Raw genomic sequence first — 14127 nt, forward strand, 5'->3', positions numbered from 1 at the left:
GGGGAGCGCAATGCTGCCCCGGGGCGACCCGTCCGTCACATCTCAACGGGGTTGCACAGTCGCCTCACCCGTCGCGCCGTCCACGGTGATCGTGCCGTTCTGGAAGGTCTGCCGGGTGCCCCCGGCCACGGTCTGCGCGTCGCCGGTCGGGTAGCCGAGGCGGCCCTGCTCCCAGCCGGTGGTCCCCCAGGCGTCGAGGACGGCGCCGCGGACGACGCGCGTCCCGCCCGCCGGGCTGCTGTAGACCGCGCCGCCCTGGAAGTAGGCGTAGCGGCCCTGCCGGTCCGGGGTGACCGTGACGTCGGTGGTCGGGAAACCGAGGACGCCGGTCTCCCAGCCGCCGCGGGCCCAGGTGTCGAGCACCGCGCCGTACAGGAAGTGGGCGCCGGTGGCCCGGGTCCGGTAGATCGACCCGGTCTCGAAGTGCTGGTACTCCCCCAGGCCGTCGGGCGTCGTCCGCACGTCGCCGACCGGGTAGCCCAGCGGGCCGCGCTCGAAGCCGCTCACCGCCCAGGCGTCGCGGAACGCCGTCGGCAGGACACGGGCACCGCCGGTGGCGGTCGAGTAGATCGAGCCGCCCTCGAAGTGCTGGTAGGTGGCCTTGCCGTCCGGGGTGCGCCCGGTGTCGGAGACCGGCACGCCGAGCGTCCCGGCCGGCCCGCCCGCCGCCTGGTAGGCCGACGCGAGCACGGTCTGCACGGAGGAGCCGCGGCCGCCGGAGACGTAGACGGTGCCGCGCTCGAACGCCTGCGACGTCACGCCGCCGGCCGTCTGGGCCGCCCCGGTCGGGTAGCCGAGCGAGCCGCCCTCCCAGCCGCTGCGCGCCCAGACGGCGACGACCGCCGTCGGCAGCACCTTCGGGCCGGTGGCGGTCACGTAGACCGACCCGCCCTGGAAGTGCTGGTAGGTGGCCTTCCCGTCGGGGGTGCGCCCGGTGCGCGAGGTGGGCAGGCCGAGCGCGCCGGTGGGACCGCCGGCCGCGTCGTAGGCGGCGACCATCGGCGTGAGCACGGCGTCGCCGCCGGCCTCGCCGGTGTGCACCCGGCCGCCCTCGAACGGCTGCGTCGTGACGCCGCCGGCGGTGCTCGCCGCGCCGGTCGGGTAGCCCAGGGGACCGCCCTCCCAGCCGTTGCGGCCCCACACGCCGACGACCGCTGACGGCAGCACCGTCGCGCCGGTGGAGGTCACGTACACCGAGCCGCCCTGGAAGTGGGCGTACTGCGCCTCGCCGTCGGGTGTGGTGCCGACGTCGCTGGTGGGCAGCCGCAGGGTGCCGGTCTCCCAGCCGGTGGCGGCCCAGGCGTCGAGCACGTCGCCGGCCAGCCGGTGGGCGCCGGTGGCGGCCGACCAGTACACCGACCCCTTCTCGAAGTGGACGTACTGCGCAGCGCCGTTCGGTGTGGTGGCCTGGTCGGCCACCGGGTAGCCGAGCGGGCCGTTCTCCCAGCCGGTCGCCGCCCACTTGGCGTAGACCTCGCCGCGGATGATCCGCGCGCCGGTGGTGCTGGTCGCGTAGACCGAGCCGGACCGGAAGTGCGCGAAGCTGCCCCGGCCGTCGGGGGTCGTGGCGACGTCGCTGACCGGCAGGCCGATCGGGCTGGTCTCCCAGCCGCTGGCCGCCCACCGGTCGTACACCGCGCCGGAGAGCACGCGCGCCCCGGTGGCCGCCGACCAGTAGATCGACCCGCGCTGGAAGTGCACGTACTGCGCGGCACCGTTCGGCGTGGTGGCCTGGTCGGTCAGCGGGTAGCCCAGCGCGCCGAACTCGTAGAACGTCGAGCCCCACTTGTCGCGGATCGCCCCGGTGACGAAGTGGGCGCCGGTGGCCGGCGACCAGTAGAGCGAGCCGCCCTCGAACGCCTGGAAGCAGCCCCCGCCGGCCAGGCCGCAGACGCCGTCGCCGGTCGGGTAGCCGAGCGGCCCGGCCTCCCACGTGTAGGTGGACCACTTGTCGCGGACCGCGCCGAGCCAGACGATCCGCGCGCCCGTGGCCGGCGACCAGTAGATCGAGCCCTTGGCGTAGTTCTGGATGCAGCCGCCGTTGCGCAGACCGCACTGCACGTTCCCCGCGGTCCCACCGAGCGGACCGGAGGCACCGCCGGTCTCGGCGTAGCGCCCGGTCACCTGGCTCGCACCGGGGACCTGCGTGGAGCCGAACCAGTCAGTGAACTGGAACCAGAAGTTGCGGTTGCCGTAGCTCGAGCAGGCGTCGCCGGTCCTCGGGTAGGCGGCCAACGACGCGGCGTTGGGCTGGTACGGCGTGTAGTTGTAGAGCCCGACGGTCGCCTGGTTCTCGAGGAAGACCGCGGACGACCCGCACTCCACCTCGGTGTCGTAGCGGATCTGGACGGTCGCGCCGACCCTGCGGCCGAGGAAGCCGGGGTTGGCGGCGTACCACTTGTACCGCCAGGCGGACATGTACACCTGGTTGTAGAAGCCGAAGTACTGGGCGTCGCAGGGGGCGGTGTCCGGGCAGGCGTAGCCGGTGGCCTTCTGGTAGCGGGTGGCGGTGAGCCCCGACCCGCTCGCGGTGACGAGACCCTGCTCCTTCTGCAGCAGGACCAGCAGCACCCGCTGGCTGATACCGCACGCCTGGCCGACCTTGGCGATGATCGTCGCCGCGGTCTCCCCGGGAGCGCCCACGTAGGCGCCCGGGCAGTTCCCGTCGGCCGCGCGCGTCCAGGTGTCCTGCCGGTAGTTCTTCAGGCAGGGCGTGCCGTCGGGGGCGGCCGCGCAGTTCGGGTTCTTCTGGTTGAGGAAGGTCTGCACGGCCGGGGCCGTCATCGCGTTGCCGTCGAAGAACAGCTGGTCGCTGATGATGTTGCCCGGGCGGAACTGGCTGGGGTCCGCGGCCTCCGCCAGCCGCGGCGCCGACGACGTGGTCAGCACGCCGGCCAGGACCGCCGCGCCGCAGACCGCGGTGAGCAGGGCGACCAGGACCCGGCGGGTGGGGGTCACTCCGGCACCTCGACCTCGAACGGCGCCGACTCGCCCGACGCCGTGCCGGACTCGTACTGCAGGACGACCGACCAGGTGCCCGGGCGGAGCTCGTCGCCCGGCAGCACCAGCCGGTCGCAGACGGTGGTGGTGGCGTCGGCGATGCCCTCGACGGTCGCCCGGACGGTGTTGCCGTCCCGCGAGACCAGGAGCGTGCAGGTACCGCCGTCCTCGACGACCGGGCTGACGAACCCCGAGGCGAACAGCGCGGCCTCGGCCGGGTCCCAGTAGGCGTTCGAGATCGCCACGCTGGTCTCCTCCGCCGGCTCGTCGGTGGCCACCGGCTCGCCGGCCTCGTCGACGACGGGCGCCTCCGTGGCGTCGGCGTCCTCGTCCGGAGCGGCCGGGCTCTCGGCGGCGGCGCTCGTCGCCGACGACGACGCGCCCGCCTCATCGGTGCTCCCCTCCGAGGAACAGGCCGGCAGCGCGCACACGGCGGCGAGGGTCACCGCCGCGAGGGTCCGGCGGGTCGTGGTGGAACGGGTCATGACGGTTCTCCTCCGCGCCCCGGCCGGGGCGCTCGTCGGCGGTTCGGGGGACGGCGAGCGGGTCAGCGGACGGTCACGGTCGCCGCGCCGGAGGCGGAGACGGTGATCGTCCCGTGCTCGAACGAGGTGCGGGTGCCGCCGCCGGGCTGCGCGGCGGTGTCCGAGGTGGGCCAGCCGAGGCGGCCCTGCTCCCAGCCGGTGCGGGCCCAGGCGTCGAGGACGGCGCCGCGCAGGACGCGGGTGCCGCCCACGGCGCTGCTGTAGACGGCGCCGCCCTGGAAGTAGGCGTAGCTGCCCTTGCGGTCCGGCGTCGTGGTGACGTCGGTCGTCGGGTAGCGCAGCGCGCCCTGCTCCCAGCCCTGCGCCGCCCAGGCGGTGTAGATCTCGCCGCGCAGGAGGTGGGCGCCGGTCGGGCGGGTCCAGTAGACCGAGCCCCCCTGGAAGTGGGCGTAGAGGCCCTGGCCGTCCGGGGTGGCCGCCGTCGAGACGGTCGGGTAGCCGAGGACGCCGTTCTCCCAGCCGGTGCGGGCCCACAGGTCGTACACCGCGCCGCGGACGACGCGGGCGCCGGTGGCCGCGGTGGCGTAGACCGAGCCGTGCTGGAAGTGCTGGTAGCTGCCGCGCCCGTCGGGCGTGGTGGCCACGTCGGTGGTCGGGTAGCCGAGCACCTCGCTGCCGCCGGCCGCGTCGACCGCGGCGCCGAAGGCGGTGGAGACCGCGTGGGCGCCGGTGGCGGAGGTGGCGTAGACGACGCCGCCCTCGAAGCGCTGCAGGGTCACGCCGGCCGGCTGCGCGGCGGCGGTGCGCGCCGGCGGGGCGGTCGGGTAGCCGAGCGGGCCGTTCTCCCAGCCGGTGCGCCCCCAGGCGGCGGCGACGTCGGTGCTCAGCACCGAGGTGCCGTGCTCGGCGGTCGCGTAGACCGAGCCGCGCTGGAAGTGGGCGTAGGTCGCGCCGCCGTCGGGGGTGGTGGCCGTGTCGGTGACCGGCATGCCGAGCGCGCTGGTCTCCCAGCCGCTGGCCGCCCAGGCGGCGTAGACCCCGCCGGTCAGCCAGCGCGCGCCGCCGGCCTGCGACCAGTAGACGGAGCCCTTCTGGAAGTGCACGTACTGCGCGGCGCCGTTGGGCGTCGTCGTCCAGTCCGAGACGGGGTAGCCCATCGGGCCGGCCTCCCAGCCCGCGGCCGCCCAGCGGTCGCGGATCGGCCCGCCGATCGTGTGCGCGCCGCTGGCCTGCGACCAGTACACCGAGCCGTTCTGGAAGTGCGCGAAACGGCCGGCGCCGTCGGGGGTGGCCGTCACGTCGGTGGTCGGCATGCCCAGCGGGCTGTTCTCGAAGCCGGTGCGCGCCCAGCCCTCGAAGACCGGGCCGGACAGGACGCGGGCGCCGGTGGCCTGCGACCAGTACACCGAGGCGTTCTGGAAGTGCACGTACTGGGCGCGGCCGTTGGGCGTCGTCGTCCAGTCCGAGGCCGGGTAGCCGAGGCTGCCGTTCTCCCAGCCGAGGGAGGCCCAGCGGTCGCGGATGGCGCCACCGATCGTGTGCGCGCCGGTGGCCTGCGACCAGTAGATCGAGCCGTTCTGGAAGTGCTGGTAGAGGCCGCGGCCGTCGGGCGTGGCGGTCGTGTCGGTGATCGGGTAGCCGAGGCTGCCGTTCTCCCAGCCGAGCGAAGCCCACTTGTCGCGGATCGGGCCGCGCAGGATGCGGGCGCCGGTGGCGCCGCTGGCGTAGATCGAGCCGTTGGCGTAGTGGGCGTAGGCGCCCCGGCCGTCGGGGGTGCGGGTCGGGGCGGTGGTCTGCGCGCCGAGCAGCGCCCGGGCGGCGGCGTCGGTGTCGTACCGCTGGGAGACCAGCGGCAGCGCGGAGCCGACCTGCGCGGCGACCTTGCCGCGGATCTCGGGGAGCTTGGCGTAGCCGTACCGGCCCGGGCAGGCGGTGCTGCCGGTGTCCCGGTGGCCGAAGACCGTCGGCAGGGTCACCTTCGTACCGGCGGGGTACCGCGAGGTGCTGCCGCCGGAGGTCAGCTGGACCGTGCCGTTGGGGTTGACGTTGTAGAGCGAAAACTTCCAGGCGATGATCGCCGCCACCGCGTCGACCATCGGCTGCGTCGTGTCGACCACGTCGTAGTTGCCGATCATCGAGACGCCGAAGGTCCCGGTGTTGAACCCCCCGGCGTGCGCGCCGACCACGGTGCTCGCCAGCCCGCCGTAGCGGCCCTCCCAGAGGCGGCCGTACTTGTCGACGATGACGTTGTAGCCGATGTCGCCCCAGCCCAGGCTCTTCGCGTGGTACTGGTACATCTCCCGGATGATCCGGGGCACGTCGTCCGGCGCGTAGTTGTTGGAGCCCGCCGTGTGGTGCAGCGTCGCGGCCTTGATGGTGGACGCGTACTCCGGCGCCCAGCTGCGGATGTTCTCGTCCGCTCCCCACTGGGCGCGCGAGTAGACATCGGGCATCGCGAGCGCCGCGTCGGCGGTGTCCTGGATCTCCGGCGTGCCCGGCAGGGCGTCGGCCGGGCTCTCCGGTGAGCCGATCAGGTCCAGCTGGACGTCGGTCGGGGCGGCGCCCGAGACGGTGACGACCTCGACCTCGACGCCCGTGCTCGGGCCCGTCCACAGCGGGGCGGTCCCGCCGCGCTGCCCGGTACCGGACGTCGCGTCCGTGCCCACCGCGGCGTCCTCGACGCCGAGCTCGGTCCACTCGCCCCAGGCGCCGTCGGCGTCCTGCACCCGGACCTGTGCACGGACGTCGCGGACCGCCGGGTCGGCGGCCCAGGTGACGCCGACGAGGGAGAACTCGTCGACGCCGGTGCGGGTCACCGTCAGCGCCGGCGCGGTGTCGGGCACGCCGGCCACCGGGTCGGTGGTCCCCACCTGCACCTCGGCGTCGGCCGCGGGCTCTTCGACCGAGCCGAGCGGCACCTCCTCGGCCGACGTCTCGACCGGCACCGCCTCGGGCCCCGGGTCGGCGTAGACGGGCAGCACCAGGAGGGTGCCGGTCATGGCGACGAAGGCTGCGGTTCCCGCGAGTAGGCGGCGCACGAGGGAGGACCTCCGGGGGGTCGTGGCGGCCACACGCCCGGACGAGGGCGCATCTGTCCGCCACGAGCATCGGCACGGCGCCGTCCGACCTTGAGGCGACGCGCCCGAACCGGTGACGGGACGGGACCGTCCCGTCACCATCGGTCACAGCGGACCCACCCCTCCCGGCGGATCGGACGACGGCCGGGACCCTCAGACCCCGGCCGGCACCGCCAGCGCCCGGTGCAGCGCCTCCCGCCACGGCAGCGGCTCGGGTAGCCCGGCGGCCAGCCAGGCGCCGCCGTCGAGCACCGACCACGCCGGCCGGGGCGCGGGACGCGGGAAGGCGGCGGTCGTCGTCGGTGACACCAGGCCCGGGTCCACCCCCAGCTCCTCGTAGACCGCGCAGGCCAGGCCGAACCAGCTGACCGCGCCCGCGTCGGTGCGGTGCAGCACCGGCGGCGCCGGCTCGTCCCGCTCCCCCAGCGCGACCAGCCCCGCCGCGAGGCCCGCGGCCCAGGTGGGCGAGCCGATCTGGTCGTCGACGACCGACACCTCCGCCCCGGCCTCGGCGCGGCCGGCCATCGTCCGCACGAAGCTCGCCGAGTGCCGGCTGTAGACCCAGGCGGTGCGCACGACGGTGGCGTCGCCGCCGGCCGCGGCGACCGCCCGCTCCCCCGCCGCCTTGGTGCGCCCGTAGGCCGACCGCGGGGCCACCGGCGCGTCGACCGGGTAGGGCTCGGTGGCATCGCCGCTGAACACGTAGTCGGTGGACACGTGCACCAGCCGCCCGGCGCCGGCCACCTCCTGCGCGAGCCAGCCCGGCGCGTGCCCGTTGACGACGAGGGCGGTGTCCTCGTCGGTCTCGGCGGCGTCGACGGCGGTGTAGGCGGCGGCGTTGAGCAGCACCGGCCGGCGGCCGGCCGCGCGGGCGCCCGCCAGCCAGCCGCGCACGGCGGCGCGCACGCCGTCCTCGTCGGTGAGGTCGAGCCGGTCGCGGCCGAGGGCGGTGAGCTCGTCGCCGGGCCGGGCGCCCAGGAGAGCGGTCAGCTCCCGGCCGAGCTGCCCGTGCGCGCCGGTGACGAGCCAGGCGGTCGGCGCGCTCACGCCCCGGCCCGCCAGGCCGCGGCCTTGAGCGGCTCCCACCACGCGCGGTTGTCGCGGTACCACTGCACGGTCAGGGCCAGCCCCTCCTCGAAGGACATCCGCGGGGCGTAGCCGAGCGCCGCCGTCTTCGAGTAGTCGACCGAGTAGCGCAGGTCGTGGCCGCCGCCGCGCGGGTCGACGATGTGGTCGACGTAGCTCCAGTCGCGCCCGGTGGCCTCGAGGAGCTTCTCGGTGAGCTCCCGGTTGGACAGCTCCCGCCCGCCCCCGATGTTGTAGTACTCGCCGGGCCGCCCCTCCTCCAGGACGAGCTGGATGCCGCGGCAGTGGTCGTCGACGAACAACCAGTCGCGCACGTTGGCGCCCTCGCCGTACAGCGGCACCTTCTGCCCGTCGAGCAGGTTGGTGACGAACAGCGGGATGACCTTCTCGGGGAAGTGGTAGGGCCCGTAGTTGTTGCTGCAGCGGGTGACCGAGACGTCCAGGCCGTAGGTGCGGGCGTAGGCGCGGGCGATGAGGTCCCCGCCGGCCTTGGCCGCCGAGTACGGCGAGTTGGGCTCGAGGAGCGACTCCTCGGTCCAGGACCCCTCGTCGATGGAGCCGTACACCTCGTCGGTGGACACGTGCACGACCCGGCGGACGCCGTGCCGCAGGGCCGCCGCGAACACCTCCTGGGCGCCGAGCACGTTGGTCAGGACGAAGTCGGCCGCGCCACCGCTGATCGACCGGTCGACGTGCGATTCCGCCGCGAAGTTCACGACGACGTCGTGCCCGGGCAACGCGGCGTCGAGGTCCTCGGCGCGGCAGATGTCGCCCTGCACGAACCGGTAGCGCGGCGAGCCGGCCACCGGCGCCAGGTTCGCCGGGTTGCCCGCGTAGGTCAGCTTGTCGAAGACGGTGACCTCGGCGTCCTCGTAGCCGGCGTAGCCGCCGGTGAGCATGGTCCGGACGTAGTGGGAGCCGATGAACCCGGCTCCGCCGGTGACGAGCACGCGCATGGGCGACATCCTCCTGTCGGGCGACACCGGGGGCATCCTCCCCGTGTGTGACGTCCGTGGCGGATGAGGTCGCGCGCGACCAGACGGGCGGCCGGTGCCAGACGGGCGCGGGCGACGGCGAGACGGAGCGTTCCCCCGTGTCGCTCGCCGCCCGGCCGCACCGGCCGCACCTAACCTCGGTCGCGTGAGCCGAGACCGCAACGAGCAGGACGCGTCCCCGGGCCGGCCGCTCCCGGCGCGCCTCGACCCGCGCGCCGGCCGCCCGTCCCGCCCCCGCACCCGGGACGCCGCGGACGCCGCCCCGCGCGCCGGCCGGGACGAGCGCGACACCGACGCCCCGCGCCCGGCGCGCCGCCGCAACGGCCGCGCCGCCGCCGTCGCCCGCGGGGTCGCCGCCGTCCTGTCCGTCGTCCTGCTCGGCGCGAGCGGCTGGGGCTGGTACCTCGGCCGCGTGGCCGAGGCGACGGTCAACCGCACCGACGCCATCCCCAGCGCCGGCAACACCCAGGCCGGGGACGCGCCCGAGGCGATGAACCTGCTGCTGGTCGGCAACGACAGCCGCGCCGACCTCACGCCCGAGCAGCTCGCCGAGCTCACCGCCGGCACCGACTCCGGCATCAACACCGACACGATGATCCTGGTGCACATCCCGGCCGACGGGTCCAGCGCCTCGTTCGTCTCCTTCCCGCGCGACTCCTACGTGGAGATCCCGGGCTACGGCATGGACAAGCTCAACGCCGCCTACGCCTACGGCTACAGCGAGGTCGACGACGCCGCCCCCGAGGCCGACCGCCAGGCCGGCGGCGCGCAGCTGCTCGTGCAGACCATCAGCCAGCTCACCGGCCTGCAGATCGACCACTACGCCGAGGTCGACCTGCTCGGCTTCTTCAACCTGACCAGCGTGGTCGGCGGCGTGACCGTCAACCTCTGCGAGGCCGTCGACGACTCCGAGTACTCCGGCGCGGTCTTCCCGGCCGGCGAGCAGGTCATCGCCGGCGCCGACGCGCTGGAGTTCGTCCGCCAGCGGCACGGCCTGCCCCGCGGCGACCTCGACCGCATCGTGCGCCAGCAGGTCTTCATCGGCGGCGTGCTGCGCAAGATGCTGTCCGAGGACGTGCTGCTCGACCTCGGCAAGCAGCGCGAGCTCGTGCAGGCGGCGTCGGAGTCGCTGACCATCGACCGCGACCTGGTGCTTCTCGACCTGGCCCAGCAGATGCAGGCCGTCACCCCCGGCAGCATCGAGTTCCAGACCGTGCCGATCGTCGGCGACGACCGCGACGAGCAGGGCCGCTCGATCCTGCAGCTGGCCGACGAGGACACGCTGCACGAGTTCTTCGCCGACCTGTCCGCCGAGCCCGAGGCGCCCGCGTCCGAGGCCCCGGCCGCGCCGGTCACCGTCGCGCCGGCGCAGGTGTCGGTGCAGGTCTACAACGGCTCGGGCACCCCCGGGCTGGCCGCCGAGGCCGCCTCCTCGCTGGAGACCGCCGGCTTCGTCGTCGCCTCGACCGGCAACGCCGACTCCAGCGACTACGACCAGACGGTGATCCGGTACGCCGCGGGCGACGAGGCGCTGGCCACCACCCTGGCCGCGCAGATCCCCGGAGCCATCACCGAGGCCAGCGGCGACGCCTCCACCGGCACCGTGCAACTGGTCCTGGGCACCGACTTCAACGGGATCGGCCAGGCCACGACGCCGCCGGCGCCGACGGCCGCGGCGCCCACCGAGGTGCCCCGCACCGCCGCCGACACCACCTGCATCAACTAGGTCCCCGACGCCCGAGGGCCCCTCTCCCGCGCGGGAGAGGGGCCCTCGGTCGTCCCTCGCCTCAGATGGACAGGCGGCGGAAGAGCGGGCGCGGCAGGTGGCGCAGGCCGCTCATCACCACGCGGAAGGCGCCGGGCACCCAGACGGTGTGCCGCCCGGAGCGCACGCCGTCGACGATTGCCTCGGCCACGGCCTCGGGCGTGGTGGCCAGCGGGGCCTCGGGCAGCCCCTCGGTCATCTTCGAGCGGACGAAGCCGGGCCGGACGACGAGCACGGAGACGCCGCTGCCGTGCAGTGCGTCGCCGAGGCCGGAGAAGAACGCGTCCATGCCGGCCTTGGTGGAGCCGTAGACGTAGTTCGAGCGGCGGGCCCGCTCCCCCGCGACCGAGGACAGCGCGACGATCACGCCGTGCCCCTGCCGCCGCATGTGCGCGGCCAGCGCGGTGCCGATGGCGACCGGCGCCTCGTAGTTGACCCGGGCCAGGCGGGCGGCGGCGACCGGGTCGTCGGCCAGCACCTCCTGGTCGCCGAGCTGGCCGACCGCGACGACGGCGACGTCGACGTCCCCGCCCGCGGCCGCGGCGGCCACCAGGCCGGCGGGGTCGTCGAGGTGCTCGGCGTCGAAGGTGAGCACCTCGACGGTGGCGCCGAGGCCGGTGAGCTCCTCGGCGACGGCGGCCCGCCGCGGGGTGTCGCGGGCGGCGAGGACCACCCGCAGCGGCCGCTCCTGCAGGTAGCGGCGGGCGGTGGCCACGGCGATGTCCGACGTCCCGCCCACCAGCAGCAGGGAGCCGACGGAACCGAGCGCGTCGATCACAGGGACAGCCTCCGGGCGAGGTCGGACGTGAAGACCCCGTCGGGGTCGACCCGCGCGCGGACGGCGCGGAAGCGGTCGAGGTCGGGGTACATGCCGGCGAAGACCTCCGGCCGGACGCGCGCGTCCTTGGCCAGGTAGATCCGGCCGCCGGCGGCGACCACCAGCTCGTCGAGGTCGTCGAGCAGCCGGGCGAGGCCGGGGACGACCGGGATGTCGAGCGCGAGCGTCCAGCCGGGTGCCGGGAAGGACAGGAACCCGGGGTCGCCCTCGCCGAACCGCTTGAGGACGGCGAGGAAGGACGCGGTGCCCGAGCCGGAGATCCGCTCGAGGGCGGTGCGCAGGGCGTCCTCCTGCCCGAACGGCACGAGGAACTGGTACTGGACGAACCCGCCCGGGCCGTAGACGCGGTTCCACTCCCCCACGCCGTCGAGCGGGTGGAAGAAGGTGGGGATGGTCTGCAGCTGGTCCCGCTTGCGCTGCGGGGCCTTGCGGTACCAGAGCTCGTTGAACGCCGAGACGGTGAGCCGGTTGAGCAGGCCGCCGGGGACGACCGGCGGCACGGAGAGCAGCACGTCGCCGCGGTAGCGCAGCGGGTCGCGCTGCGCCCGCGCCGGCAGCTCGTCGCGGCGGGCGAACCGGCCGCGGGTGAGCACCGAGCGGCCCATCCGCCGGCCGCGGGCCACGCAGTCGATCCAGGCCACCGAGTAGTCGTAGTGGTGGTCGGTGGTGGTGAGCAGGTCGAGCAGGGAGTCCAGGTCGGGCGTGCGGTCGGTGTCGACGACGACGCGCGAGGTCTCGATCGGCTTCATCCGCACGCGGGCCCGCACGATGACACCGGTCAGGCCCATGCCGCCGACGGTGGCCCAGAACAGGTCGGGGTCGGTGTCGGGGCCGACCCGGCGCTCCTGCCCGTCGGCGGTGACCAGGTCCAGCCAGGCCACGTGCGCGCCGAAGCTGCCGACGCGGTGGTGGTTCTTGCCGTGGATGTCGGCGGCGATCGCCCCGCCCACGGTCACGTAGCGGGTGCCGGCGGTGACCGGCACGAACCAGCCCAGCGGCACGAACAGCTGCATGAGCCGGTCGAGGGAGGCGCCGGCCTCGACGTCGAGCTCGCCGGTGACCAGGTCGGCGGCGAGCACGCGGTCCAGGCCGGTGAGGTCGAGCACGGCGCCGCCGGCGTTCTGCGCGGCGTCGCCGTAGCTGCGGGCCAGGCCGCGGGCGAGCACGCCGCGCGGGCCGGAGCCGCCGACCACCGCCGCGACGTCGTCGACCGAGCGGACGCTGGTGACGCTGGCGCGGGTGGGCGCGGTGCGCCCCCAGCCGGTCAGCTGCTGCTCGCGGGCGGGCAGCGTGGCGGTCACAGGAACACCCCCAGGCCGAGGGTGGCCACCCACACCGTGCCGATGAGCAGCAGGACCTTGTCGTTCAGGACGACCTCCTCCGGCGCGCCGGCGGCGCCGCGGTCGAGGTCCACCGCGTGCCGCAGCAGACCGAGGACGAAGGGCGCGATCGAGATGGTCGACCAGGGGATGCCGTCCTGGGTGCGGCCGATCTCGAAGGCCCACAGGCTGTAGACGGTGACGGTGACCCCGGCCGACATGCTCCACACGAAGCGCAGGTAGCTGGCCGAGTACTCGCGCAGCGACTTGCGGGTGGCGGCCTCCTCGCCGAGGACGACCAGTTCCGAGTAGCGCTTGCCGGCGACCATGAACAGCGACCCGAACGCGGCCACGAGCAGGAACCACTGCGAGATGGCGATGCCCGCCGCGACACCGCCGGCGACCGTGCGCAGCAGGAAGCCCGAGGCGACGATCGCCAGGTCGATGACCGGCTGGTGCTTGAGCCACAGGCAGTAGCCGAGCTGGATCACGACGTAGACGCCGAGCACCCAGCCCAGGGCCGGGCGGGCGAACAGCGAGCCGAGCACCAGCGCCCCGGCGAACAGGACGACGGCCAGCCCGAGGGCCAGGCCCCGTGGGACGATGCCCGCGGCGATCGGCCGGAAGCGCTTCTTCGGGTGCCGGCGGTCCTCCTCGACGTCGACGACGTCGTTGACCAGGTAGATGCCGGCCGACACCGCGCAGAAGAGGACCAGCGCGAGCAGCGTGGCCCGGGCGACGTCCTGCTCGAACAGCCGCCCGGCGGCGGCGGGCGCGGCCAGGACGAGCACGTTCTTCACCCACTGCCGCGGGCGGACGGCGCGCACCAGGCCCACCGCCAGCGAGCCGCGCGCGCCGGGCGGGCGGGGCGGGAGCTCGCCGGGCGGCGGCAGTGCGGCGTCGGCGGCGGCGGTGGCGCCCCGCGGCGCCGGGACCTCGGCCTCGCGCTCGGCCCGCCGGGCCTCGGGTCCGCTGGTCATCGGTCCTCCCCTGGGGTCGCGGCGCGACGGACGCCGGAGGCCACCGCCGTACCCAGCACGGCGCCCGCCACGACGTCGGTGGGCCAGTGCACGCCGAGCAGCACCCGGGAGACCGCCATGGCGCCGAGGGCGGCGTTCATCACCGGCCGCCCGACGAGCGGGCCGAAGCCGGCGGCGGCCGCGGCGGTCGAGGCGGCGTGCGCGCTCGGGAACGACAGCGTGCTGGGGGTGCGCACCAGCGACGGCACCGCCTCGAGCACGGGGCGGGAGCGGCGGGCGGCCCGCTTGACGCCGACCGCGGCGCCGTGGGCCAGCAGCACGCCGAGCGTCGCCGTCGCCCAGTCGCGGCGGTCGCGGCCGCGCAGCCAGCCGGCGGCACCGAGCAGCAGCCAGCCGGCCGCGTGCTCACCGAACAGCGACAGCCCGCGCGCCACCGGCACCGCCGGCGTGCGCCCGAGCGCCCGCCGGGTGGCGCCGAGGAGCGCCACCTCACCCCGGGCCAGTGCCGCCCGGGTCGTCCCCACCTGTCCCGAGCCCATGTGTCCCGAGCGTAGGCGTTCACGCAGAGCCCCCGCCCGGTCA

At 75.2% G+C, this 14127-nt stretch carries 10 protein-coding genes; 1 reads left to right on the top strand and 9 read right to left on the bottom strand.

From position 1 onward, the window contains the following. Positions 1-42: 42 nt before the first annotated feature. The 5 genes from ACI79X_RS13025 to rfbB form a co-directional block, all read right to left on the bottom strand. Positions 43-2958 carry a hypothetical protein gene (locus ACI79X_RS13025; protein WP_457025825.1) on the bottom strand — a complete coding sequence of 972 codons (2916 nt, stop codon included), beginning with the start codon at positions 2956-2958 and terminating at the stop codon, positions 43-45. Next, positions 2955-3485: a hypothetical protein gene (locus ACI79X_RS13030; protein ID WP_457025826.1), complete on the bottom strand. Its 531-nt coding sequence runs from the start codon at positions 3483-3485 to the stop codon at positions 2955-2957. Before ACI79X_RS13030 ends, ACI79X_RS13025 begins: the two co-directional genes overlap by 4 nt. Positions 3486-3547: 62 nt before the next feature. After that, the gene (locus tag ACI79X_RS13035) at positions 3548-6484 is read right to left on the bottom strand and encodes an N-acetylmuramoyl-L-alanine amidase (RefSeq protein WP_457025827.1); all 2937 of its coding nucleotides are present in this window, start codon (positions 6482-6484) and stop codon (positions 3548-3550) included. 231 nt (positions 6485-6715) lie between these two features. Further along, positions 6716-7609 (bottom strand): dTDP-4-dehydrorhamnose reductase, encoded by an 894-nt coding sequence (rfbD, locus tag ACI79X_RS13040; protein ID WP_457025828.1) that lies wholly within the window; start codon positions 7607-7609, stop codon positions 6716-6718. After that, positions 7606-8604 carry a dTDP-glucose 4,6-dehydratase gene (gene rfbB / locus ACI79X_RS13045; RefSeq protein ID WP_457025829.1) on the bottom strand — a complete coding sequence of 333 codons (999 nt, stop codon included), beginning with the start codon at positions 8602-8604 and terminating at the stop codon, positions 7606-7608. The genes rfbD and rfbB overlap by 4 nt, the downstream gene beginning before the upstream one ends. 184 nt (positions 8605-8788) lie before the next feature. Between rfbB and ACI79X_RS13050 the strand changes: the two genes are divergently transcribed. Next, positions 8789-10369: an LCP family protein gene (locus ACI79X_RS13050; protein WP_457025830.1), complete on the top strand. Its 1581-nt coding sequence runs from the start codon at positions 8789-8791 to the stop codon at positions 10367-10369. 61 nt (positions 10370-10430) lie between these two features. Here ACI79X_RS13050 and ACI79X_RS13055 read toward each other — a convergent pair whose 3' ends face one another. The 4 genes from ACI79X_RS13055 to ACI79X_RS13070 are packed head-to-tail and all read right to left on the bottom strand — an operon-like array spanning position 10431 to position 14084. Next, positions 10431-11186, bottom strand: coding sequence for a decaprenylphospho-beta-D-erythro-pentofuranosid-2-ulose 2-reductase (locus tag ACI79X_RS13055; RefSeq protein WP_457025831.1), 756 nt, complete (start codon positions 11184-11186; stop codon positions 10431-10433). Continuing rightward, positions 11183-12547 carry an FAD-binding protein gene (locus tag ACI79X_RS13060; protein WP_457025832.1) on the bottom strand — a complete coding sequence of 455 codons (1365 nt, stop codon included), beginning with the start codon at positions 12545-12547 and terminating at the stop codon, positions 11183-11185. The genes ACI79X_RS13055 and ACI79X_RS13060 overlap by 4 nt, the downstream gene beginning before the upstream one ends. Then, positions 12544-13545, bottom strand: coding sequence for a decaprenyl-phosphate phosphoribosyltransferase (locus ACI79X_RS13065; protein WP_336027904.1), 1002 nt, complete (start codon positions 13543-13545; stop codon positions 12544-12546). The genes ACI79X_RS13060 and ACI79X_RS13065 overlap by 4 nt, the downstream gene beginning before the upstream one ends. After that, positions 13542-14084, bottom strand: coding sequence for a phosphatase PAP2 family protein (locus tag ACI79X_RS13070; RefSeq protein WP_457025833.1), 543 nt, complete (start codon positions 14082-14084; stop codon positions 13542-13544). The genes ACI79X_RS13065 and ACI79X_RS13070 overlap by 4 nt, the downstream gene beginning before the upstream one ends. Positions 14085-14127: the final 43 nt, after the last annotated feature.

It is taken from the genome of Geodermatophilus sp. SYSU D01119 (genome assembly GCF_054049975.1).

Coding starts and splice junctions, on each gene's coding strand:
- ACI79X_RS13065 (WP_336027904.1), bottom strand. CDS start 13,545: ATGACCAGCGGACCCGAGGCCCGGCGGGCCGAGCGCGAGGCCGAGGTC.
- ACI79X_RS13030 (WP_457025826.1), bottom strand. CDS start 3,485: ATGACCCGTTCCACCACGACCCGCCGGACCCTCGCGGCGGTGACCCTC.
- rfbB (WP_457025829.1), bottom strand. CDS start 8,604: ATGCGCGTGCTCGTCACCGGCGGAGCCGGGTTCATCGGCTCCCACTAC.
- ACI79X_RS13035 (WP_457025827.1), bottom strand. CDS start 6,484: ATGACCGGCACCCTCCTGGTGCTGCCCGTCTACGCCGACCCGGGGCCC.
- ACI79X_RS13070 (WP_457025833.1), bottom strand. CDS start 14,084: ATGGGCTCGGGACAGGTGGGGACGACCCGGGCGGCACTGGCCCGGGGT.